The organism is Planosporangium thailandense (assembly GCF_011947195.1).
GTDB classification, from domain to species: domain Bacteria; phylum Actinomycetota; class Actinomycetes; order Mycobacteriales; family Micromonosporaceae; genus Planosporangium; species Planosporangium thailandense.
This window is the reverse complement of record NZ_JAATVY010000023.1, coordinates 15,644-38,233: the sequence shown is the minus strand read 5'-3', so window position 1 is coordinate 38,233 and position 22,590 is coordinate 15,644. Positions and strand designations below refer to the sequence as shown.

Sequence of the window (22,590 nt, the reverse complement as noted above, 5' to 3'; positions counted from 1 at the left end):
CGCATCCTTTGGACGAAGGACGACTCATGCGAATCGCTGTTGCCTACATCGGTCAAGAATCGGACACCTTCAACCCCACGCCGGCCACCATGGAATCGTTCGAGGCGTTCGGCCTCCTCTACAGCGAGCAGCTCAACAGCCTCGTCGGGATCGGTCCGGTGGGTGGCTTCTTCGACGCGGTGCACAACTCGGGTAGGGACGTAGAGGTCGTTCCGCTGGTCAAAGCCTGGGCCGTCGCAGGTGGGCGGATCACCGAGCAGACTCTCGATACGCTGACCCGGGACTTCACCGAACGACTCGCCGCCGCCGGCGACCTGGACGGCTTCGCCTTCCTCATGCACGGTGCGTGCGCCGCGGCCGGCGAGGACGACGTCGAGGGCCACATGCTCGCGGCGGCACGCGAGGTCGTGGGCGACTCGCTGCCGATCGTGGTCGGCCTCGATCACCACGCGAACATCACCGAGCGCATGGTGGCGTTGTCGACCGCGATCATCGGTCACCGGACCCAACCGCACGACCCGTTCGAGACCGGCAGGCTGACCGGGGGGCTGCTCCTGCGCACCGTCGCCGGCGAGGTCGCCCCGGTCATGGCGTGGCGCAAGCTAAGGCTGTTGTCGCACCAGGAGCAGTACCTGACCACACGCGGACCGATGAAGGTCTGGTTCGATCGCGCTCGGGACCTGGAGAACAACGAGGGCATCCTGTCCGTCTCGCCGTTCCCGATGCAACCGTGGCTGGACGTCGAGCAGGGTGGCTGGTCCGTCGTCGTGGTAACCGACAACGACGCGGCGCTGGCCGAAGCCCGAGCCGAGGAGATGGCCGAGCTTGCCTGGTCGATGCGCGAGGAGTTTCAGGTCCGTACCTCGGTGGAGCCGAGCGAGGCCGTGGCGAAGGCCACCGCCCATGACGGACTCGTGATTCTCAGCGACACGGGCGATTCTGTCTTCGGCGGTGCGGGCGGCGACAGCAACGTGTTGTTGACGGAGATTCTCCGCGACGGCGGGCCGAAGACGATCCTGCCGCTGGTCGATCCACCCGCGGCTCGGACCCTCGTGGCCGCGGGTCCGGGAGCGACGGTTGAAGTGGACCTGGGTGGCGTGGTGACACGCTGGTACGAACCGTGCCGGGTAAGCGTCGTCGTGCGACAGGTGGAGGCCGACCTCGTCCTGCAACTTCAGGACTCCCGCAACGACCAGGCGCGGCACGGCGCGACCGCGGTGGTCGACGCCGGGCCGGCCACGATCGTGGTGAGCGAGCTGCCCGGGGTGGGTGGGAACTATCCGGCGTTGTACGAGCACTTTGGTATCGATCCGCGTGACTACTCCGCAGTGGTGCTGAAGACCGCCAGCAACTTCCAGTGGTTCGCCGGGCTGACGACCGAAGTGATACGCGTCGACAGCCACGGACCGACCCAGTCCGACATGCGGTCGCTTCCGTGGGAGCGAGTGCCGCGGCCAATCTACCCTCTCGACGCGATCGAGGACTGGCGTTGAGGCGCGGATACGGCGTGGGAGGAGGTCCGGTGTCGGCGTTGTCGTATGTCACCCGAGCCGCTGGGCGCGGCGCTGCCGGAGCGGGACCGGAGGTCGACTGATGGCCCAGGTGGTGATCGCCGATTCAGAGCTCGCAGACGGCACCGGGGGCGAACTGCGGCGAGCGGACATTCTCGTGGACGGTGACCGAGTCGCCGAGGTGGGTGCGCCGGGGGCGCTGGCGACGGCCGGCCGGACGGTGCTGCCCGCGCAGGGCCTGGTGCTGGCGCCGGGGTTTGTCGACGTGCACTCGCACGCGGACAACGCGCCGTTGCTCGAGCCGCCGGATACGTCCAAGATCCTTCAAGGGGTGACCACCGAGGTCGTCGGCAACTGCGGGTTCGCCCTTGCTCCGCGTGGTGCGCACGGCGTGCTGGCCGACACGTTGCTGCAGCGAATCTTTCCACCGATCGGCGCGAGCTGGGGCGGCTTCGCCGACCTGTTCGATCGGCTCGATTCGCTCGGTTACGTGACCAACATGGTGCCGCTCGCCGGCCACCACACGCTGCGGATCCTGGCGATCGGGATGTCGGATGCCGCGCCGACCGCCGCGCAGCAGGCGGCGATGGCCTCCGCGCTGGATGAGGCGCTGGACGCCGGGGTGTTCGGGCTATCCACCGGGCTGATCTACCCGCCGGGCGTGTTCAGCATGACTGACGAGATCATCGAGCTCGTCCGGAGACTGCCGGAGAACGGGATCTACACGACACACATGCGCGGGGAGGGAAGGGGGCTGGCCGCGAGCGTGGAGGAGGCGATCCGGATCGGTCGCGAGACCGGGCGGCGGGTGCAGATCTCGCATCTGAAGTCGGCGGGCCGGCCGAACTGGGAAGCAGTCCCGGGCATTCTCGCGACGCTGGACGCCGCGCGGGCGTCGGGCGTCGACATCCGCCATGATGTCTACCCTTACACGGCCTCGTCGACGATGATGACCGCGCTGTTGCCGCCGTGGGTGCAGAGTGGCGGCAGTCCCGCTGTCCTCGAGCGGCTGTCCAATCCAGACACCCGTGAGCGGATCCGGGCGCAGATCGCGTCTGATACGAACGGGGACTGGGAGAATATGGCCGCAGGGGCCGGCTGGGAAAACATCGTCGTCGCCTCGACGGCTGACGGCCGGTACGAGGGAAGGTCCGTCGCCGCGGTGGCTGCCGAGGTGGGAATGGAACCGTTCGACGCCGCAGTCAAGATCATGCTCGACGAGCGGCTGCGCGTAACGATGACTGTGCACCAGATGTCCGAAGCGGACCTGGTGGCTGCGCTGGCCCACCCGTACACAATGATCGGCTCGGACGGGCTGCCTCCCGGTACCGGTGGCAAGCCGCATCCGCGAACTCACGGTACGTTCCCGCGGGTGCTGGCGCGTTACGCGCGGGAGATGGGCGTGCTGTCGTTGCCCGAAGCGGTGCGCCGGATGACGTCGCTGCCCGCCGATACCTTCGGTATTCCGCAGCGAGGCCGGATCGTCGTGGGCGCCATCGCCGACCTGGTGGCTTTCGACGCGCAACAGATCGCCGACCAGGCGACGTACGAGCAGCCGACGCAGGTTCCGCGCGGCATCGCCTGGGTCATGCAGGCCGGCAAGGTGGTCGTGCGCGACGGGGTCTTCTGCGGTGAGCGAACCGGCCGTCGGCTACGGCCGGCTTCGTGAAAGGGGCGAGCGGGCCGCCGGCTGCGCAGTCGGGTTCGCCCCGGCGTACGACAATTCGGTACGTCGCACCGGGTACCTGGGCATGCCGCTCACCATGACGGTGGTCGAACGAGGTCTCGGCTGATCTGCTCGATTCGGCCGACCCCGGCTCCGGCCATGGCCTGCCGCAGCTCTTCGATCAGGGTGGTGAGTACGGCGGTGACGCCGGCGGCGCCGTCGGCCGCGAGACCCCAGAGGACCGGTCGGCCAACGGCGACCGCTGAGGCGCCGAGTGCCAGCGCGCGAAAGACGTCCAGCCCGGACCGGATCCCGCCGTCTACGATCACGGGGACCCGTTCGGCGACAGCGTCGACGATGCGGGGGAGTGCCTTGGCGGTGGAGACGACGCCGCCCATCTGCCGGCGACCGTGGTTTGACACGATGATGCCGGCTGCGCCCGCGTCGACGGCGCGTGCAGCGTCGATCGGATTGAGCACACCTTTGGCGTAGACCGGCAGAGTGGTCTGCCCGGCCACCGTCGAGATGTGGTCGACGGTGAGTCCGGTCGCGTACGTCGCCACCATCTCCGTCCAGGTGGACCCGGGAAAGTTGCCCGCGACCGCGGACAGTCGCGCCTGCACGGTGGTGCGGAAGGACGCGCTGCCTACCGGTACGCTTCCGTCGACGGTGAGGACGATGGCGCAGGCGCCGGCCGCTGCGGCACGGTCGAGGTAATCACGCGTCCGTGCGGGATCTCGCAGGAGATACGCCTGAGCCCACCAGGGCGAGGTCGCAGCCGCGCCGAATTCCTCCACGCCAACGGTGGCGGAGTGCGAATAGATCATGAGCGTGCCGGTGCTGGCCGCAGCCCGGGCGCTCGCCAGTTCCGCCTCCTCGCAGGCCAGCCCGTGGCCTGCGGTCGGAGCGATGACCAGCGGTGACGCCAGCGGTGCACACGCCGGAAGGGTGGCCGTCGTGTCGATGTTCTCGACGCCCCGTAGGACCCTCGGGACGATTTCGATCCGCTGCCACGCGTCGTTGTCGTGCTCCGTGCTCTCGGTCGGATCGGCCGTCGCCATGAAGTAGGACCAGACGAGCGGATCGAGTGCGCGGAGCGCGGCGGCCGTCCACTTAGTGAAGTCCATGGCACCCGCGCAGTGGGTTGTGCGTACCCGGCCGCCGCGACGGCTGGCGGGAGATGCCCGCCCGTGCACGCGTCGCCCGGTCGGATCGGTCAGACCCGACCCGACCGATCACGGCTGATCCGCTGTCTGCGTCATCCAGCCCGCGCAATGCGCGTTCCTCCCTCGCGAACCGACGTCAGGCTGCCGGCAGTGAATGGGTCAGGCTGCGGCGGGACGGTCTCGATGTCCGCATCGCGCCCTCGTTCGTCGTCGCGCGACTACGCTGTAGAGGTCCACTTCGACTGCTGGCGTCGTTGACTGGTGTATCGGGCTCACCCTAGCACCGAAATTGGAACGATGGTTCCATACGGTGAATGGTGGGCCGCGTTGGTGACGCGCCGGTGAGTGGCTGGGGGCGACCGGAGTGGCGGGAAATGCCCAACGGCTAGCGACCCCCGCCGCGCTCCCGACGTACCGTCGCCTTCTTCCCCTTGATTGTGCTTGCAGGCACAAGCGGATCGTAGCCGCGGCGACCGGGGGAAGCCGGTCACCGCCGCCGCTTCTGTCAACTAGTGTGGTTGTACAGGTTTAGCCGAGATACGCGTTGAGCAGCGCTTCATCGTGGACGACCTCGTCTCCCATCTCGGTCAGCCGAGCCTCGATCGCGCCTTGGTCGTCAACGGAAAACCACGGCGCAGCCTCGTAGTCCAGGCCAAACTCCTGATCCTCGCGTCCGAACTCGGCCAGCAGCGTGGGTGGTGCCATTTCTGCAGTCTGGAGCCGTACGAGCGGCATCCAGCTGGGGTCTCCGCGGCGAACCTGCGGACGTTGCCGACGAACGTGTGGGACCACGCCGCGCATCTTCGCGGCGGGGCACCGGGCTCCACGGGCGCCAACACCCCGGCCGCGCCCCCGCCGCGAATACCGGCTCGTCGGGCGGCGGCTCGGACGTGTACTACGCCAACTGCGCCGCGGTGCGCGCCGCGGGCAAGGCGCCGCTGCACCGCGGTGACCCCGGCTACCGGTCGCCCCTCGACCGCGACAACGACGGCATCGCCTGCGAATAGTGCGATGGCCCCACCGCGTCCCGGCGACCGGCGCGCCCGCGGCCCTTCCGCGGCGGGGACCGGCCCGCCGGGGTACTCGAAGATCGCGTTGGCCAGTTCGATGCGGGTCTTCCACCGGCGCCGGTCGAGTAGCTCGGTCTGCATCCGGCCCCAGAACGACTCCATCATGCCGTTGTCGTAGCAGTCCCCGATGGAGCCCATCGACGGTGCGAGGCCGGCCTCCCGGACCCGTCGGGTGAACACCCACGAGGTGAATTGCACGCCGTGATCGGAGTGGATCACCGTTCCGGCCGGCTGCCGGTTGCTGATGGCCATCGACAGCGCGTTGGTAACAAGCGTGGCGGTCTGCGCGGAGTCGATCGACCAGCCGACCACCTTGCGGGAGTAGGTGTCCAGCACCACGGCGCAGTAGACCTTGCCCTCGCGGGTGGGGTGTTCGGTGATGTCGGTGACCCACAATTGGTTGGGCGCCGAGCGGGTGAAGTCGCGGTTGACCAGGTCCGCCGCCGTGGGGGTCTGGTGCTTTGGGCGCGGCCGCCGGCTGCCGGGCAGGCCACGGATGCCGGCGCGGCGCATGAGCATCTCGACGGCGTGGTAGCCGACGAGGATGCCCCGGCCGAGGCGCAGTTCGGCGTGTACCCGGCGGGAGCCGTAGGTGCCGCGCGAGGCGGTGTGTACTGCCTGGATCTGCTCGGTCAGCCAGGCGTGCCGCAGCGACCGCGCCGACGGCGGCCGCATTCGCCAGGCGTAGTAGCCGGACGCGGACACGTCCAGCACCCGGCAGCACACCTCAACCGACAGCCCTTCCGCGGCCATCACCTGGATGGCCGCGTACCTGACTTTTGGGGGCACCGCCTCCTTGAGCAACTCCGCGGCTCGCCGGTGGATCGCCAGTTCGGTCTCCAACTCGGCGATGCGCCGCCGGGCGGCGATCAGCTCGACCTGGTCGCTGGAGGTGATGCCGGGCAGTTGGCCGGTGTCGATGAGCTCCTGGCGGCGCCAGTTGTAGATCGTCTGATCGCTGATCTGAAGGTCGCGGACCAACTCGGCCACCGATCGGCCGGCCTTCAAAAGATCGAGGACCTTGCGGCGGAACTCGGGTGGATAGCTTCGCGGCACGTCTCTCCTTACAAGCGACGAGCACGACGAGTCAACCAATCCGACTCCACGGAACCCGGGGAACATCAGAGTCCCCATCAGACCCGGAGCGGTTCAACACCGTGCTCGCTCGCGAGCTCCAGGCGTACCTGCGCTGGCGAAACGCCAACGCCCGCCACCCCGACGTCCTTGCCGCGCAACGCCGCGAACGCGCCCGCATCCGCAGCGAACGCCAACAACGCTGGGCCGACCCGCGACGACGCGAGCTGCCTGACGTCAGTCCACCGCACCAAAATGCGCCGGGTCATACGGCCGGTGACCGATCGTGCAGTGGTAGCAGTGTTCAACCACGCCGTCGGCGTTGTACCACTCGTGATCGCCGCAGTCAGTAGTTCCTTTGCCCGCCACACCCCGATCGACCAGGAACCACGGAAGACGCCGACGAAGCCACGTCCGCCAGTGAAACCGACCACGACCAGAGCTACGCATCAGCACACGCTACGGCGCTTCGGTCCCAACCACACCCAATTTCAACACGGTGAACGTTTGTGGTCAGCGCACTAGCGACTCCATCTGCTCAGCAGAACCGCGCATCCCGTGGGGAGTGGGGGAGGTTCGACGCTAACAGCACCGTACTGGTGGGTGGCGCTGGTTGGGCGGGCCAGCTGTGAGCCGCACGTTTCATGATCTTCCGGCGAACACAGCTGACAGCCGGACATGCGGCGCAATCAGCTGACGCCCTCGCTGATCGTCAGCAGGCGCGCGGGTGCGTGGCACAGCATCGCGTCAACCGCCTCGCGTCCGAGTGTCTTCTCGACCCGGGGGACGAATTCTCGACCGAGGACATCCATGCCGGGCCCGCCGCCGTATGCCCGCAACATCGAGCGTCGCCCGACATCAGTACCGAGGCAGAGGCGATTGATGAGGCCGGCGTCGGCCATACCGCAGATCAGGTCGAGGATGCGTGAGTCCGGTCCGTACTTCACCCGTCCGATGGTGTCGTACACGAGGTAGGCGCCGCGTGCCGCAAGCTCTTTGTGCAATTCGAGGTCAGGGTTGCGGTCAGTGTGTGCGAGCATGATGCGGTCGGGTTCGACGCCGAGATTGCCGAGGCGATCCAGGATCTCGTGAGTGGCCGAGCCGATTTCACAGTGGACGGCGATAGGCGCCCCGGTGCGACGCGACGCTTCGGCACCTGCGGCGAACCAGCGTCGTTCTTCGGGTGCGATGTGCTGGTATGAGGCCCCGAGCTTGATGATGCCGGCCCTCACCTGACTGGGCACCGGCCGAGGGCCTGACCAGTCGCGGTCGTCCATACCCGAGGTGAGATCGGTGAGTAGAACGTCGACAAGGAGCTCATGATCGGCGGTACGTGCCCAGTGCCAGGGCGAGTAGTGCGCGGATCGGTGGTAGCCGGTTGCGGCGACGATGTGCGCGTCGGCGGCGGCAGAGACGTCGGCGAGCGCGGTCGGGCGGCGCCCGAGCCCGACCGTGGTGAGGTCGACGATGGTCCGGATGCCGGAGTCGCGGACGAGCTTAGCTTCGTCGGTGATCTTCTGTTCGTCCCAGAAGGAGTCGTTGGGCGTCTGCGGGGTTCTCAGGAACAGGTGCTCGTGGGCGTCGACTCGACCGAGTTCGTCAGGAGGAACAGGACCTCGGACGGTCATCACATGTGCCATTGCGTTTGCTCCCTGAAGGCTGGTCATCGGGCCGGTCAGAGGGACAGCACGATGTGGAAGACGAATTCGTCACCCACGTACCGTGTCTCGGTCTTCTCGAGTGGCAGGCCGTTTTGATTCGTGATGAGCCTGCGCTCGATGAGGAGGGCCGCGTTCACCTTGATCGACAGCAGCTTGGCGTCGTCAGGTCCGGCGAGGGCAGCGACCTGCGTTCCGGTGGCCCGGGTTGGTATCTCGCCCAGTCGCTGCAGGGCTTCGTGGAGTGAGCCCTGTTCGAGGTCTTCGTTCAGTACCGCTGCGCATGAGACCGGCAGGACTACGTCTTCGATCGCCATCGGTTTGCCGTCGGCGAGTCGCAGCCGGCGTACGTGGGTCACCTTCGCGCGCGGCGGCAGCTGCAGCGCCGCGATCTCCTCGTGGGTGCCGGAGCGAATCTCGGACACCAGCAGTCGGGAGCTGGCCGCAGCGCCGCGAAGAGCCATCTCCTCGGTGAAGGAGCGGAGGCGTCCGACGTCGCGATGAACCTTCGGTTCCGCGACAAAGGTTCCGACTCCGGGAACGCGATAGATCAGACCCTCGTCGGCGAGCCGTTGTGCGGCCTGGCGGACCGTCATCCGGCTGACGCGAAACAGCGCGCAGAGTTCGGCGTCGGATTCGAGCGGGTCGCCGGGCTGGAGACCGGCGACCCTGCTGCGTAGGTGACGCTCGATGGCCTGGTGTCGCGGGATCGTGTGTCGGCTCATGAGCGCCGGCCAGCGCGTCGGTTTGCGGCGGGATCGGTCATCGGACGTAGCGGCACACTAGACAGTCTAGACGGGTGCTCCGTTTGTGGGTACCTCCAAGGATGAATTCATCCTTTACGTGGTCCTGTCTGGGGCGTTTACCTTGCATCGCGGCCCAGTTTCGTCTTGGTTATTGACGTAGCAGGAGGTCAGGTCTACCTTCGCCGTACCAGTCTAGACAGGCTGGACTGCTGGGCCACGCGGATGAGGAGCGGACGGTGCTCAACTCGACAGCCACGCTCGGGGTGGACGTCGGCGGCACTCGGATCAAGTGGGTGCGCTGGATCGCCGGAGCGGGCATCGCTGAGCAGGGCCAGTTGCCGACGCCGCGTACCGGGCCGGCCGGCGTCGTCGAAGCGATCGGTGCGCTGGCCGGCGGGCAGCAGTGCGACGCCGTCGGAGTGGGCGTGCCAGGTCACCTCACCGATGACGGTCGCGGGACCCGGATGATTCCGAATTTGCCGGGCGAGTGGGCGGGTCTGCGGCTCGCCGACCAGGTCGAGGAGCGGATCGGTCACCCGGTCGTGTTGACGAATGACGCCAGGGCGTTCGCCCGCGCGGAGCTCGACCACGGCGCGGCTCGCGATCTCGCAAACGTTCTGTTCGTGACCCTCGGAACCGGCATCGGCGGTGCGCTGGCGCTCAACGGAAAGATCCTGCGCAGCCGTGGCGACGCCGTGGGCGAACTGGGGCACATGATCTGCCGTCCGGGCGGTCGCCGGTGCGGCTGCGGCGCGATCGGGTGCCTCGAGACGGTAGCGGGCGGAAGCGCTCTGGTCACCTGCGCACGTGCGTTGGGGAGCGCGGCAGAGACTCCGGACGACGTGGTACGGCTCGCGGAGAGCACCGACGGGCCCGAACGCGGTGTGCTGCTCGACGCCGCGCAGGCGCTGGGCCTCGTGCTGGGCAACGTCCTGGCCTACACGGGCGTGAACACGGTGGTCATCGGCGGCGGCGTCGCCTCCGCGTTCGACGCGATGCGCGAGCGCGTGCAACTCGCGCTCGCCGAGCGGTCGGGTCTCATCGGGACCGCCATCATCCGCATGGCAGAGCTCGGCCCCATCGCCGGAGCGCTCGGGGCCGCCTTCGAAGCAATCGAGTACGCCGACGCACGCCTGACGCTGCCGGCGCCGGGCGGCACCTGAGCGACGCCGGCCCAGCCGAACGCGACCGACACGTCACCACGACCGAGCACGGATAGGACACCACTGTTGACTGATAGCTGGCTGGCCGCCGCGAGGCGCGCCCTCGACGAGCTGGAACGGACGCAAACTGACGCCATTCAACGGGCGGCGGAACTGTGCGCGAGGTGCATCGCGTCCGACGGAGTCGTGTACGCCTTCGGAACCGGGCATTCGCGGATGCCGGTCGAGGAGATCTTCCCCCGCTACGGCTCGTTCCCGGGTTTCCACCCGATCGTTGAGCTGTCGATGACCTACCACAACCAGGTGGTCGGTGCGAACGGCCAGCGTCAGGCTATGTTCATCGAACGTGTCGAGGGGCTCGCCGAGCAGATTCTGGCGAACTTCCGCCTGCGCCCCACGGACAGCCTGATGGTCTTCAGCGTGAGCGGTGTAAACGCCGTGCCCGTCGAGATGGCGATCGGCGCTCGGAAGGCCGGCCTCCCCGTCATCGCCGTCACGTCGCTCGCTGAGACCAATTCAGCCGAGCCTGTGCACCCGAGCGGGACGAGGCTGCTCGACCACGCGGACATCGTCATCGATCTTTGCTCGCCCGTCGGCGACGCGGTCTGTCAAGTGGACGGCATGCGCGAACCTGTCGGCCCGGTCAGCACGCTGACCGCGGTCGCAGTGGTGAACGAGATCAAGGTCCGAACGGCCCACCTGCTCGCGGCGCAGGGACTCGTCCCGCCGGTCATCACCAGTTCGCGGTTGGTCGGCCGCGAACGCAGCAGCGAGCTGTTCGAGGCCGCCTACCTGGACTTCGCGCGGCGCGCGACCGGAACCCTCCGAACAACGGCGGTCGACTCATGAACGGCCCACAGCGCATCCTCGTTGCCGGAGTAAACGGCGGCATCGGCGGGGCGTGTGCGACGGCGGTCACCACGGCAGGCCACCGAGTCCACGGTGTGGATGCCGACTCCATCGACATCACCCTCCCCGGTGGCGCGGAAGCCGCTGTCGAAGCGGCTCAGGAGGCGTTCGGCGGCCTTGACGGTGTCGTTCATGCCATCGGGATGTCGGGGCGGCGGCTCGGCGACTCGACCGTCCCCGAGTGCTCGGACGAGGCGTGGGCAGAGGTGCACCGGGTCAACCACGAGTCAGTGTTCCGCCTGCTACGCGCATCGATACCCGCGCTGGCCGAGTCCGGTGGCGGCTCGATCGTCGTCATCGGCTCCGCGCTCGCGACCTCGCTGGACAGGGACTTCCGCACGGCGGCGTACGCGAGCGCGAAGGGCGCGCTGGTCCCGCTGGTGCGTTCGGCCGCGTACGACGCGGCGGCAGCAAACGTCCGCGTCAACCTGGTAGCGGCCGGTCTCGTCGACACGCCGATGGCGCGGCGCGCGCTGGAGTCGGCCGAGATTTCCGCCCGCCTAGGCGAGCTGATGCCGCTCGGGCGGCGAGCCTGCTCCCCGGAAGAGATCGCCGACGCGGTGATGTGGCTGCTCAGTCCGGCATCCCGCCGGACCACAGGAGCCGTGATCCCGGTCGACGGAGGGTGGCACCTGCGATGAACGCACCCGAGTTGCTGACTCCTGAGGAAGCCCAGGCGATTCCCCTTGCCTGGACCGGTGATGTCGTGGTCGTCGGCGGAGGGTCGGCCGGCTGCGCGGCCGCCGTCGCCGCCGCGCGGAGCGGCGCACGCACCCTGCTCATCGAGGCGATGGGGTACCTCGGCGGTACCGGGGCCTCGGTCCTCGACACGTTCTACGGCTTCTACGCGCCGGGCCGCGCCGACCGCGTCGTCGGCGGCGTCGGCTGGGAGCTGTGTGAACGGCTGCTGTCCTGGCAGCAGGCGTTCGAGCGGCCCAACACCTACGGTGCCGGTACCGGCGTCACCTATGAACCCGAGGCGCTCAAGGTCGCCTGGGACGAACTCACCGTAGCGGCCGGCGTCGACACCCTGCTGCACGCGCTCGTGAGCCGGGTCGTGGTCGACGACGGCCGGATCACCGACGTCATCGTGGAGACCCGGGCAGGAAGCCGCCGGATCACCGGCACGGTCTTCATCGACGCGAGCGGTGACGCCGAACTGGCGTGGCGCTGCGGAGCCGCGCTCGAGCGGCCGGACGCCGAGCATCGCGTCCAGCCGCTGACGGCGACGTTCCGCCTCGGCAACGTCGACGTGTCAGCGACACCGTCCAAGGTGTTGCACCAGTTGATGCGCGATGCTGCCGCGTCCGGGGAATTCGAACTGCCCCGCACCGAAGGCTCAGCGCATCGCACCGTGCTTCCCGGCGTCGTGCACACCAACATGACCCGCGTCAGCAATGTCAACCCGCTCGACCCGTGGGAGCTCTCGGCGGCAGAACGGGAAGGGCGGAAGCAGACGCAGGAGTACATCCGGTTCCTTCGCTTCCGCGTCCCGGGGTATGCCGATTCCTACCTCATCGGCACGTCCACGCGCATCGGCGTGCGTGAGAGCCGGCGACTCATCGGGCAGTACGTGCTCACCCGTGAAGACGTTCTCGTCGGCCGCAGCTTCGCCGACGCGATCGCGCGGTGCGGCGCGCCGATCGAGGACCACGGGGGTGGCAGTTCGACCATCTGGAAGTACGTCGGCGGAGACGGTGAACCGACCGGCGTGACGTACGGAATTCCCTACCGGTGCCTACTGCCGAACGAAGTCTCCGGTCTCCTCGTGGCCGGACGCTGTCTGTCGGCTACCCACGACGCCCACGCTTCGGTGCGTTCGATGGCGCAGTGCATGGCGATGGGGCAGGCCGCCGGCACCGCGGCCGCACTCGCCGTCGCCACGGACAGCATGCCGTCCGACGTGGATACCGATCGACTCCGCGCCATGTTGGAAAAGGACGGTGCCCTGCTGTGATTTCGCGCCGTCGTTCGGCGCCTCTTTCAGCACTTCAGAAAGTTGGTTCAAGCCCACGTAACACCAAGCTGAGAAGGACAACGGTCATGAACGAACCGGAGAGCACGGGCGGCCTGAGCCGCCGCGGGATACTCGGCATCGCCGGCGGTGTAGCCGCGAGCTTCGGCCTCGCGGCCTGTACCCGAGGCAAGGACAGCGGCGGCGGTTCCGGGTCCACTTCCGGCGCCCAGGGCAGCGGCACGTACTACTGGATCTCGCACGGCGCGCCGAACGACCAGGTGCACGTCATCGCCAACAAGGGCGCCACCCGTGCCGGTAAGGATCTGGGGGTCACGGTGCGGACCTCGTTGCACAACAACGACATCCCGTCGCACCAGCAGGCGATCCAGTCCGCGATCGCCGCCAAGGCGACGGGTATCGCCACCTCGATCCCGCAGGCGAAGGTCTTCAATGACCTGATCAAGCAGGCCACCGACGCGGGCATTCCCGTGGTCACCTTCAATCAGGACGAACCCGATTCCGAGCGCGTCGCCTACGTCGGCGCCGACCTGAAGAACGCCGGGGCGGTCTGGGCCCACTATCTGGTGGACAACAACCTGGTGAAGCCCGGTGACAAGGTCTGGCTGCCGGTCGAGGTCGCCGGTGCCAGCTATCAGGTGTTGGAGACCGAGGGAGCGAAGTCCGTCTTCGCGGAGAAGAACATCTCCGTCGACGTGTTCCAGGCCGGCGGCGACCCTGCCGCTTCGCTGACGGCGATGCGCAACTACCTGACCGCCCACCGCGACGTCAACGCGATCATCGGGCTGGGTGACTCGGTCATGGGCAACGTCCCCCAGGCCCTCCAGGGCGTTGGCGCTACGCCCGGGAAGATCCCGGTCGTCGGTTGGGGAAACAACAAGGCAACGGCCGAGGCCGTCAAGGCGGGATGGGTCAACGCCGCGCTGTGGCAGTTCCCCGACACGCAGGGCTACATGCCGATCGTCATCCTCAACATGCTGCACAACGGTTTGGCTGGCGGTTACGACATCACCAGCCAGGCCCTGTACACGAAGAAGAACGTCGCCAACTTCGAACGGTTTGTGCAGTGACCTCAGCTGAGACGCTTACGCGTGAATCGTCGGACGACGGAGTCACGCAGCGACCGCCGGCCCGACGCCTGCAGCACATGCTGGCGTCGCGGCCGGCGGCGCTGCCGTCCGTTCTCCTCGTCCTGGTCGCCATCCTGTTCTGGATCCTGAACCCGACGTTCCTGACCGCGATGAACATCAGTGGCATCCTCGCCTTCGTTCCGGAGCTCGGGCTGATCGCCCTCGGCATGACGATGCTGCTCACGGCCGGCCAGTTCGACCTGTCCGTCGGCGCGATCTTCGGCTTCACGCCGCTGATGGTCTTCACGATGGTCAACAACATGGGCATGCCTCTCCCGTTGGCGGTGGTGCTCTGGCTGTTGGTGGCCGCCGTCATCGGCTTCATCAACGGCTATGTCGTGACCAAGTTCGGCATCTCGTCGTTCCTGGTCACCCTGAGTACGCAGCTGATGATCGGTGGCGTCGGGCTGTACGAGTCCAACGGCTTCCCTCAGTCGACATTGAACTCGACCTCCTGGATGAAGCCGCTCTTCAACGGGTCGATACAGTTCGGCGGCGTCAAGTTGTACATCAGTCTGCTCTGGTTCCTCGTGATCGCGGCGGCGCTCTGGTACACCCTGAACCAGACCCGCTTCGGTAACTGGATCACGGCCACCGGCGGAAACCGGGACGCCGCCGCAGCGCGGGGCATCCGCACAGACTGGACGACGATCAAGCTGTTCATGCTCAGCGCGCTGCTCGCGGGTTTCGCGGGGATCATCAGCGACATCCGGGTGGGATCGGCATACCCCACCGCCGGTACCGGCTACGAACTGCAGGTCATCGCGATCGCCGTCGTCGGCGGGACCCTGTTGACCGGCGGATCCGGAACGATCGTCGGCACTGTCGTCGGGGCGATGTTGCTGGCCGTCATCCAGAACGGGGTGATCCTGGCGGGCGTACCCGGGCTCGCGTACCAGATGTTCGTCGGCGCCGTCATCCTCGTGGCGCTGATCCTGCAGACCGGCGTACTGCGCCTGCGAAGGGGCACGTCATGACCGCCGTCGACACGCCGCTGATCGAGATGAGCGCCATCACGAAGAGCTTCGGAGCCGTTGCCGCGCTGTCCGGAATCGACTTCAGCGTGGCCAAGGGCGAGATCGTCGCTCTGCTGGGCGACAACGGCGCGGGCAAGTCCACGCTGATCAAGATGCTGTCCGGCGTGACCCGGCCGGACATCGGACAGATCTCCGTGCGTGGCAAGTCGGTGAACTTTCGCAGCCCCCGGGACGCCATCGAGGCCGGAATCGAGACGATCTTCCAGGGCTCCGCGCTCGTCGACCAACTGAACGCCGCCCGGAACCTGTTCCTCGGCCGCGAGCCTCGTACCCGCATCGCTGGCATACTCCCGCGCCTGAACACCCGGTTGATGAACGAGCAGTCCAGGATTCTGTTGAAGGAGATGGGGCTGCACCGCAAGATCGACCCGAGTACCCCCATCGCCAGGATGTCCGGCGGCGAACGGCAGTCCATCGCCATCGCCAGGGCGATGTACTTCGACGCCGAGCTGATCATCCTCGACGAGCCGACCAACAACCTCGGTGTCGATGAGACCAGGCGGGTGCTTCAGTTCATCAGCGACGCGAAGGACGCCGGGCGGTCGAGCATCTTCATCACACACAACATCTTCCACGTGTTCCAGGTGGTCGACCGCATCGTTGTGCTCAGGCGCGGCCGGAAGGTCGCTGACATCGCCACGAGCGACACGACCATCGAAGAGGTGGAGCGGCTGATCACGGGGGCGAGCGAGCCGAGAACCTGACATCGCGCCGAGAGCACCCGGCACGGTCCTCGTGGTGGACAACGCCAACTGTGCGTGGGGGACAGCGCCGGGTGATCTCATGACGCCCTGCAACTGGTCGAGCCGTTCCCAGGCGGCTGGCGGGTGGTCCCACCTGGACCAGGGCGTGTGCCCGCACCGACATCGTCGTGACGTAATGAGCAACCGAAGAGGAGACGATATGGGGAGCCCCGAATGAATCGCATCGGCGTCGGGATCATCGGTGCCGGAGCGGCAACTCAGGCGATCCACCTGCCGGCACTCGCCGCCCTCGGCGACCGGCTACAGCCGGTGCACATAGCCGACCCGGATCAGGGCGTGGGCGAGCAGGTCGCCGCACGCGTCCGTGCGCGCTGGTCAGCTGACGCGCAGGCGGTCATCGATGACCAGGCGGTCGACATCGTCGCGATCTGCAGCCCTGACTGGGTCCACGCCGATCAGGTCGAGGCGGCGTGCCGCGCCGGCAAGAAGGCGGTGCTCTGCGAGAAGCCGCTGGCCAAGACCGAGGCGGACGCGACCCGAATCGCCGAGGCGTCCACCAACAGCGGCGTTCCGGTCATCGTAGGAACCATGCACCGGTACGACCCGGCATTCGTCGCGGCGAGGTCGGCCTGGCAGGGCTTCGGCTCGCGTCGGGTCTTCGTCCGCTCGGCGATCTATCTGCCCGACAACAACGAGATGACGTCCCTGGCAACCAACCAAGCGGGCAGCACGATCACCCCTGGCGCCGGTCCGGCACCCGACGAAACGCCGGAGGCAACGGCGGAGGCGCTGCGAAACTCGGTGCTCGGACTGGCGATCCACAACCTGCCCCTGATCCGGACCCTGATTCCCGGACCGGTGGACGTACTCGAGGCACGCCTGATGCGGCCGTACGGGTACTCGATCACCATCGGCGACGGCCTGCGGATCGCCCGGCTCGCCGCGCTCATGCCGGGGCGTTGGGATCCGAGTTGGACGCTGGAGGCATGGGATGACCGACAGCACCTCGAAGTGCGGTTCCCACCGTCGTACGTGCTGGCGGGCTCGAGCGCTGCCGCACTCACCACTCAGAACGGATCACGCTCGTGGCGATTCCGCGAATCGGGCTATGAGACACAGTGGCGTCACGTCGCGGATGTGGCCGCAGGACAAGCAAGCCCCGATGTGAGCGTGCACGAAGCAGTCGCCGATCTCCGGTACGCGATCGCCATCGCGGACGGCGCGGCCCGGACCGTGCTGGAAAGGACGTCATGACAGCATCGCAGCCTCTTACCGTCGAGTTCGGCCCGGTAGCTGCCCGGACCGTACTGCGACACCGGGTCGCCCTGGCCAGCGTGCCACAACTGCTCCAGGAAGGGCGCGCCACCGACGGGATCCGTTTCGTGGACGGCGAGCGCGCGACGTGGGCAGCCGAGGTCGTCTCGGCCGTCGAAGCCGGCGCCTGCGGCGTGCTGGTCAGCCAGCCCAGCTGCTGCCCTACAGCGGATCTCGACAAGGCGGTACGGGCGGCCGCCTCGTCGGACGTGCCGGTCGCGGTCGCTCTGCGGGCAAGCGGGAACCGAGCGTTTCTGGCCGGTGCGCAGCGGACGGCCACGCACTTCGGCGAGCTGGCGATTTTTGACGCCGTGCACGTCATCGCGCCGGCGGATGTGCACGGCGCCGCCCTGCTCGGGCCGCTCGTCGACCAGATCGCACTGCTCGTACGCATGGCGGGCACCGCAGGTGACCTGGAGCGCGTACACAGCTCCGCCGATGGATACGTCGTGACATCCGACGTGCGTGGCTGCGCAGTCAGCATGAGTGCGACGGTGTCCGGGGCAGGCGACCATGGCGGGCGCGTGGACCTGGTAGGCATCCCGACGCGGTGGTCCATGCACTTCCCGGACCAGGGCCCGGCCCGCCCCGCCGAGATCGTGGAGTACACACGCGATGGCGGGAGTCAGCGCGAGCTAATCTTCGAATCCGCTGAGCGGACGACCTGGATCGCGCTGCACGACGCCGTTCGTGGCTTCAGCCACCTTCCGCTCGACTTCGCCACCTTCGCCGAATACCACCGTATGGCGTCCGTAGTCCTCGGAGCCTCATGACCGAGGAAGCCGGCCGGCGAATCGCCTGCCGGCACACGCTGTAGCCGCAGAGGAGCATGAGTGAGTAAGTTCTACCACCTTGACGATGTTCCGGTGCCCTACCGCGCGGTCTCAGCCAGCAGTATCGCCATGGAGCACGCCGTCTGGGATTCGTTGGAGCCGTTGCCCTTCGACGGCGACCTCGGCGTGGGCCTCATCGGCTGCGGCTGGGTCGCCGGGCTCCAGCTCGACGCGTACCGGCGCGCCGGTATCCGCGTCGGTGCGCTGTGCGACCGTCACCGGGAGCGGGCTGAGAGATATCGCGACCTCTACTACCCGCAGGCGAAGGTGTTCGACGACATCGACGAGTTCCTCGCCGAGTCCGACGTGGCTGTCGTCGACATCGCGACGCACGTCGACGTCCGCCCCAGTCTGGTCGAAAAGGCTTTGCGCGCAGGCAAGCATGTCCTGAGCCAGAAGCCGTTCGTCGAGGATCTCGATGTCGGGTCACGGCTCGCGGCCCTGGCGAACGAGGTCGGCCGCGTACTCGCCGTGAACCAGAACGGACGGTGGGCTCCACACTTCGGCGCGATGCTCGCGCTGGTACGTTCCGGTCTGATCGGCAGCGTGACGAGTGCTGATTTCCTGGTCGCGTGGCCGCAAGACCTCGTCGTCGAAGCGATGCCGGCCTTCGCCACGATGCAGGACCTGATCCTGTACGACTTCGGCAGCCACTGGTTCGACGTGGTCGGTCTGCTGGCGCCGCAGGGCGAGCTCTCGGTATGGGCGACCACCGGACGACGGGCCGGGCAGGTGATTCCCGCGCCCACTCAAGCGAACGCGGTCATATCCGGCGACGACTTCATGGCCTCCCTGACGTTCCGCGCCGCCGAACGCTTCGAGGAGGTGAGCCGGTACCGGGTAGTCGGCACGGACGGCGTCGTCACCCATACGGGTAAGCACCTCGGTGGCGACACGGTCGTCGTCTCCACCCGCAGCGGCCAGGCGTGTATCGACATCAGTAACAACTGGTTTCGCCACGGCATGACGGGCTCCATGCGCTCGATCCTCAACGCCATCACGAACGGGACGCAGCCCTCCAACTCGCCCGAGTCGGCACTGCGCGGATTGTCGCTGTGCTTCGCCGCGACCGGTTCGGCCGAGACCGCCAATGTGCAGCGTGCCGGAAGCCGCCGTACACGATCCGGCACAGAGGCTGCCGTACCGGACCTGGCCGGCGAGTCGGTGGCCCATGGGACGCCCCATGACGACTGGCGCAGCACAAGGTTTTGAGGTCGGTGATGTGCTCGTGGTGTGCCGCCGCCGGTGCGTCGGCCCGCTGGCAACCGCTCAGGATGCTTGTTGGATCGCTTGCGGAGCAGCAAGGTCATGTACCCCAGGAGCGAACACTCGCACGTTCTTGAAGCTGACCTCCGTTACCTGGCACCTTTCGGGTCGAAGCGTGCCGCGACGGAAGGCGTGACGGGGGCTGGCCCATGTCGAGAGTCTTCTGTGCGTGGGGTGGCGGTCTCGACGTCCCGAAAGTCAGGGTTACCTGGTTTCGGGCAGCGTGGATGACGCCGACGCTGAAACCGAGGTTGACGACGACCCCGCGGATCCGCCCGTAGCGGCGCGTTGGTGGATTCCACGGCAGACCGGATGCGGCTGACATCCGAGCGCGGCCACAGCAGCGCCAATGTCTTGAGGAGAACAGCTGATGAGTCTGGTTTTGCGTGGTCCCGCCGACGTGCTGGCGGTCAACCCTGTCATCCCCGTCGTCGTCATCGACGACGCCAGGCACGCAGTGCCGCTGGCCCGCGCCCTGCTACGGGGCGGCATACGCATCATCGAGATCACGCTTCGCACTTCCGTAGCGCTGAGCGCTATTGAGCGGGTGGCCTCGGAGGTGCCTGAAATGGTCATCGGCGCGGGTACGGTGATCACGCCTGAGCAGGCTGTCGCGGTACAACGGGCGGGTGCCAGGTTCATCGTCACGCCCGGCACAACGCCCCGACTGCTTGACTTCGTGCTCGACTCTGGTGTGCCGCTCCTAGCCGGAGCATCAACCGTGACTGAGATGATGCAGCTGGCTGAAAAAGGATTGAACGCGATGAAATTCTTTCCGGCTGAGGTATGCGGCGGTCGTGCGTATCTGTCAGCCGTTGCCGGTCCGTTTCCCGAACTGAGGTTCTGTCCGACCGGTGGGATCTCCGCAGCAAATGCCGCGGACTACCTGGCGCTGGCGAACGTGGGGTGCGTCGGCGGCTCCTGGCTGACGCCTAAGGCGACCATACTCGCCGAGGACTGGGACAAGATCGAACACTTCGCCCGACAAGCGGCACTGCTCAACCGTTGACACAGAGCCCATTGAGGTCAAATTGCAGTGCCAGTACTCCGGTTGCACTTGGCGGAGCCGGAGTCTTCGCTGGTAGTGCCTGCCGAGGTTCTGGCCCATGCCGACTGGGGCGTCAGCCCTCCGGCCTTCGGTCTTCCCGGCGTTCAGTGGGGCCGGGCGTCCCGGCGTGGCTATACAGGCGGCGCTATGAGGACATCGTCCTGAAGTGATCCCCTGAGACCTGAAGTGACCGCTACCGGCCGGACGCCGTGGTGCCGGTCAGGGAACTCGCATTGGGTCTTCTCTCGATGGAAGTGACTACTTCGGTGCGGCCGAAGAGGTCACCCAGTCAGATCGTTCCTGGTCGACGCCTTGATCGATTAGCGGGCCGGCTACGGCGCGACCTCCATGCAGGACATCGCGGCGGCCTCCGGTGTCCTGCGCGGATCGCTTTACAACGCCTACCACGACAAGGAAACCCTGTTCCTGCGCGTCTTCGAAGACTACGCCGAGCAGTTCCTAGCCGATGCGGCCCAAGCGCTCGCCCATCCGATCATCGACCATGCCCTCCGCGACTTCTTCGACTTCACCATCACCTTACGTAGCCGACATCCACGCCATGATCCGGCTCAACCTGCTCGCCCCCATCCTCGCGACGCGAGCGGCGCTGCCGTACCTGCGCGCCGCCGGCGCCCAACACGGACACGCCGCCCTGGTCGGCATCGCCTCGGCCTCCGGCCTGGTCGGCACGCCCTACTACGCCACCTACGCGGCCACCAAAGCCGGCCTCGCCCGCTTCGACGAAGCACTGCGCCGCGAGCTGTACGGCAGCGGCATCCACGTCGCCACGGTCTTCCCCGGCCCGGTCGACACGCCCATGATGGCGACGACCCAGGCCGGCCCGGACCTGGGCTACGGACTGCGTCCCGTCGACGACGTGGTCGCCGAGATCGTGGCCGGCCTCGAGGGCCGCCAGATCGATATCAACACTCAATTGCCCGAGCGCCGCGCGATGGAGGACCTCAACGCACGGGATCCGCTCGCCGTCGATGCCGCCCTCGCGCCGAAGCTCGCCGAACTCCGAGCCGCCGTCAGCAGGCACCGCAGCATCTGACCCGTACGGCGGCGGCCGGGCCGACATCTTCGGCCGCAGGGCGCTGTCGTCGGTCGTGTCTGGGCCGACAGCGCCTCCGCTCCACGCCACTCGCCGGACTGCCCATGAGTCGTCGTTCGTCGTCGCATCCATGGCCGCGGCCGTGATCATGGCTCTGCTCGATCAAGTTCTTGCCGGCTCGTCATTGGCCTCGGCTGCCGCTAGCACTGGCGGCTGTCGCTGCCTTTTGGGCTAACGTCCGACGGCCGGCTCGCGGCTTCGAGGTACCGATGATCTTCGCGCGTGCGAGCGATGTGTCAGCAATAGTCGGTGAGCTACGGTGCGCGCCCCTGAGCGACGATGCGTGCCTGTGATCGCCAAGCAAGATCACGATGGTCCGTGTGATCGGCGTGCGATCGCCGGTCGGCGCTGTCGCTGCTGATCGGCGGTGAGCGTCCCTGCCGCCCGCTGATCGTCGCTGGCAGGTACCCTAGTGCCCGTCGCCCTCGTAGCTCAGGGGATAGAGCAACGGTTTCCTAATGAGCAGCGACGATCGTAACCGCAGGCCTGTGGCCTGCGGTTTCTCGTTTCTGGATCTCGATTTTGGGGTCGTAGACGGCCGCTCGTGTGCTCGGCAGTTGGAGATCAGTCGGACGCCGGCCGTCGGGGACGTGGCGCTACGCGATTGAGGATCTGGTGATGGTGTAAGCCCTGCGCTCGTTGGGCCAGGTAGTGATCACGGTGGCGAAGCACCGATCGCGTCAGTTCGCACCACGCGGGCGGTGGCGGTGGCGGTCGCGACAATCTGATCTTCGGCGTCGCGCAGCGAGCCCTCGAGGAATGCGATCGTGCCGCCGCGGTGCACGATCCGGCCCGTGCCGACGAGTCGTCCCGGCCGTGCCGGTCGCAGGAAGTTGACCTTCAGCTCCAGCGTCGGTGCGAACTGTCCCGGCGGCAGCGTCGCGACGAGCGCCGGCCCTAGTGTGTCGTCGAGCATCGCGGCGAGGAAGCCGCCCTGGATGACACCGAGTGGATTGGTGAACGCCGCCGGCGCCTCGAACGCTACCTCGATCGTGCCGCTGCCGGGATCGATCGCGACGAGCTTCCAGCCGAGCGTCTTCGCGGTCGGCGGCGGATCGGCTCGTCCGGCGATGACGTCCCAGAACGGGCCGACGCGTTCAGTGGTCGTCTCGTTTGCCATGTCCGCTGTCTATCACGTACTCCCGACATACTCCGTCGGCCGGCGGTGGTACGCCGCAGTCTGTTCCGGTCCGACCCGGATCCGGT

19 protein-coding genes and 3 pseudogenes are annotated in these 22,590 nt (G+C 67.4%); 17 read left to right on the top strand and 5 right to left on the bottom strand.

Annotated features, from left to right (window positions below; translation table 11 throughout):
* The first annotated feature begins 26 nt into the window (after positions 1–26).
* Together HC031_RS24850 and HC031_RS24845 are read left to right on the top strand one after the other, a co-directional pair.
* On the top strand, positions 27–1,493 hold the full coding sequence (locus tag HC031_RS24850; RefSeq protein WP_167927831.1) for a M81 family metallopeptidase: 1,467 nt from the start codon (positions 27–29) through the stop codon (positions 1,491–1,493).
* A gap of 238 nt (positions 1,494–1,731) precedes the next feature.
* Positions 1,732–3,180, top strand: coding sequence for an amidohydrolase family protein (locus HC031_RS24845; protein ID WP_205863216.1), 1,449 nt, complete (start codon positions 1,732–1,734; stop codon positions 3,178–3,180).
* Between the two features lie 89 nt (positions 3,181–3,269).
* On the opposite strand, the gene HC031_RS24840 is transcribed toward HC031_RS24845, so the two are convergent.
* Complete coding sequence (locus HC031_RS24840) at positions 3,270–4,304, bottom strand: alpha-hydroxy-acid oxidizing protein (protein ID WP_167927829.1); 1,035 nt, start codon at positions 4,302–4,304, stop codon at positions 3,270–3,272.
* Between the two features lie 734 nt (positions 4,305–5,038).
* Between HC031_RS24840 and HC031_RS34545 the strand changes: the two genes are divergently transcribed.
* Positions 5,039–5,350, top strand: coding sequence for an excalibur calcium-binding domain-containing protein (locus HC031_RS34545; RefSeq protein WP_167927878.1), 312 nt, complete (start codon positions 5,039–5,041; stop codon positions 5,348–5,350).
* An 84-nt stretch (positions 5,351–5,434) separates the two neighbouring features.
* Here the strand turns inward: HC031_RS34545 and HC031_RS33440 are convergent.
* A pseudogene (locus tag HC031_RS33440) lies at positions 5,435–6,535 on the bottom strand (IS3 family transposase); the annotation flags it as partial.
* Between the two features lie 29 nt (positions 6,536–6,564).
* On the opposite strand from HC031_RS33440, the pseudogene HC031_RS33435 reads away from it, so the two are divergent.
* Positions 6,565–6,711 (top strand): annotated as a pseudogene (locus HC031_RS33435) (IS630 family transposase); the annotation flags it as partial.
* Positions 6,712–7,176: 465 nt separating this feature from the next.
* Here the strand turns inward: HC031_RS33435 and HC031_RS24830 are convergent.
* Together HC031_RS24830 and HC031_RS24825 are read right to left on the bottom strand one after the other, a co-directional pair.
* Entirely contained in the window at positions 7,177–8,127 is a 951-nt protein-coding gene (locus HC031_RS24830) for a phosphotriesterase family protein (RefSeq protein ID WP_167927828.1), read from the bottom strand.
* 35 nt (positions 8,128–8,162) lie between these two features.
* Entirely contained in the window at positions 8,163–8,870 is a 708-nt protein-coding gene (locus tag HC031_RS24825) for a GntR family transcriptional regulator (protein WP_167927827.1), read from the bottom strand.
* A gap of 257 nt (positions 8,871–9,127) precedes the next feature.
* Here HC031_RS24825 and HC031_RS24820 point away from each other — a divergent pair, with 257 nt between their 5' ends.
* The 13 genes and pseudogenes from HC031_RS24820 to HC031_RS24760 all read left to right on the top strand — a co-directional run bounded on the left by HC031_RS24820 (position 9,128) and on the right by HC031_RS24760 (position 21,324).
* A complete protein-coding gene (locus HC031_RS24820) occupies positions 9,128–10,054 on the top strand; it encodes an ROK family protein (protein WP_167927826.1) in 927 nt (308 codons plus the stop codon).
* A 66-nt stretch (positions 10,055–10,120) separates the two neighbouring features.
* Positions 10,121–10,903 (top strand): sugar isomerase domain-containing protein, encoded by a 783-nt coding sequence (locus HC031_RS24815; protein WP_205863214.1) that lies wholly within the window; start codon positions 10,121–10,123, stop codon positions 10,901–10,903.
* Positions 10,900–11,604: an SDR family NAD(P)-dependent oxidoreductase gene (locus tag HC031_RS24810; protein ID WP_167927825.1), complete on the top strand. Its 705-nt coding sequence runs from the start codon at positions 10,900–10,902 to the stop codon at positions 11,602–11,604. The genes HC031_RS24815 and HC031_RS24810 overlap by 4 nt, the downstream gene beginning before the upstream one ends.
* Positions 11,601–12,920 (top strand): FAD-dependent oxidoreductase, encoded by a 1,320-nt coding sequence (locus HC031_RS24805; protein ID WP_167927824.1) that lies wholly within the window; start codon positions 11,601–11,603, stop codon positions 12,918–12,920. Before HC031_RS24810 ends, HC031_RS24805 begins: the two co-directional genes overlap by 4 nt.
* Positions 12,917–14,008 carry a substrate-binding domain-containing protein gene (locus HC031_RS24800; protein ID WP_205863213.1) on the top strand — a complete coding sequence of 364 codons (1,092 nt, stop codon included), beginning with the start codon at positions 12,917–12,919 and terminating at the stop codon, positions 14,006–14,008. Before HC031_RS24805 ends, HC031_RS24800 begins: the two co-directional genes overlap by 4 nt.
* 77 nt (positions 14,009–14,085) lie before the next feature.
* A complete protein-coding gene (locus HC031_RS24795) occupies positions 14,086–15,045 on the top strand; it encodes an ABC transporter permease (RefSeq protein ID WP_167927822.1) in 960 nt (319 codons plus the stop codon).
* Positions 15,042–15,809 (top strand): ATP-binding cassette domain-containing protein, encoded by a 768-nt coding sequence (locus tag HC031_RS24790; protein ID WP_167927821.1) that lies wholly within the window; start codon positions 15,042–15,044, stop codon positions 15,807–15,809. Before HC031_RS24795 ends, HC031_RS24790 begins: the two co-directional genes overlap by 4 nt.
* 213 nt (positions 15,810–16,022) lie before the next feature.
* Positions 16,023–17,063, top strand: a complete 1,041-nt coding sequence (locus tag HC031_RS24785) for a Gfo/Idh/MocA family protein (RefSeq protein WP_167927820.1) — start codon at positions 16,023–16,025, stop codon at positions 17,061–17,063.
* Positions 17,060–17,896: a hypothetical protein gene (locus HC031_RS24780; protein WP_167927819.1), complete on the top strand. Its 837-nt coding sequence runs from the start codon at positions 17,060–17,062 to the stop codon at positions 17,894–17,896. The genes HC031_RS24785 and HC031_RS24780 overlap by 4 nt, the downstream gene beginning before the upstream one ends.
* Positions 17,897–17,956: 60 nt before the next feature.
* Positions 17,957–19,168 (top strand): Gfo/Idh/MocA family oxidoreductase, encoded by a 1,212-nt coding sequence (locus tag HC031_RS24775; RefSeq protein ID WP_167927818.1) that lies wholly within the window; start codon positions 17,957–17,959, stop codon positions 19,166–19,168.
* A 424-nt stretch (positions 19,169–19,592) separates the two neighbouring features.
* Positions 19,593–20,231, top strand: coding sequence for a bifunctional 4-hydroxy-2-oxoglutarate aldolase/2-dehydro-3-deoxy-phosphogluconate aldolase (gene eda, locus HC031_RS24770; RefSeq protein ID WP_167927817.1), 639 nt, complete (start codon positions 19,593–19,595; stop codon positions 20,229–20,231).
* 378 nt (positions 20,232–20,609) lie between these two features.
* A pseudogene (locus HC031_RS34885) lies at positions 20,610–20,693 on the top strand (TetR family transcriptional regulator); the annotation flags it as partial.
* Between the two features lie 43 nt (positions 20,694–20,736).
* Positions 20,737–21,324: an SDR family NAD(P)-dependent oxidoreductase gene (locus HC031_RS24760; RefSeq protein WP_167927816.1), complete on the top strand. Its 588-nt coding sequence runs from the start codon at positions 20,737–20,739 to the stop codon at positions 21,322–21,324.
* Between the two features lie 715 nt (positions 21,325–22,039).
* Here the strand turns inward: HC031_RS24760 and HC031_RS24755 are convergent.
* On the bottom strand, positions 22,040–22,504 hold the full coding sequence (locus HC031_RS24755; protein WP_167927815.1) for a PaaI family thioesterase: 465 nt from the start codon (positions 22,502–22,504) through the stop codon (positions 22,040–22,042).
* Between the last annotated feature and the right edge of the window lie 86 nt (positions 22,505–22,590).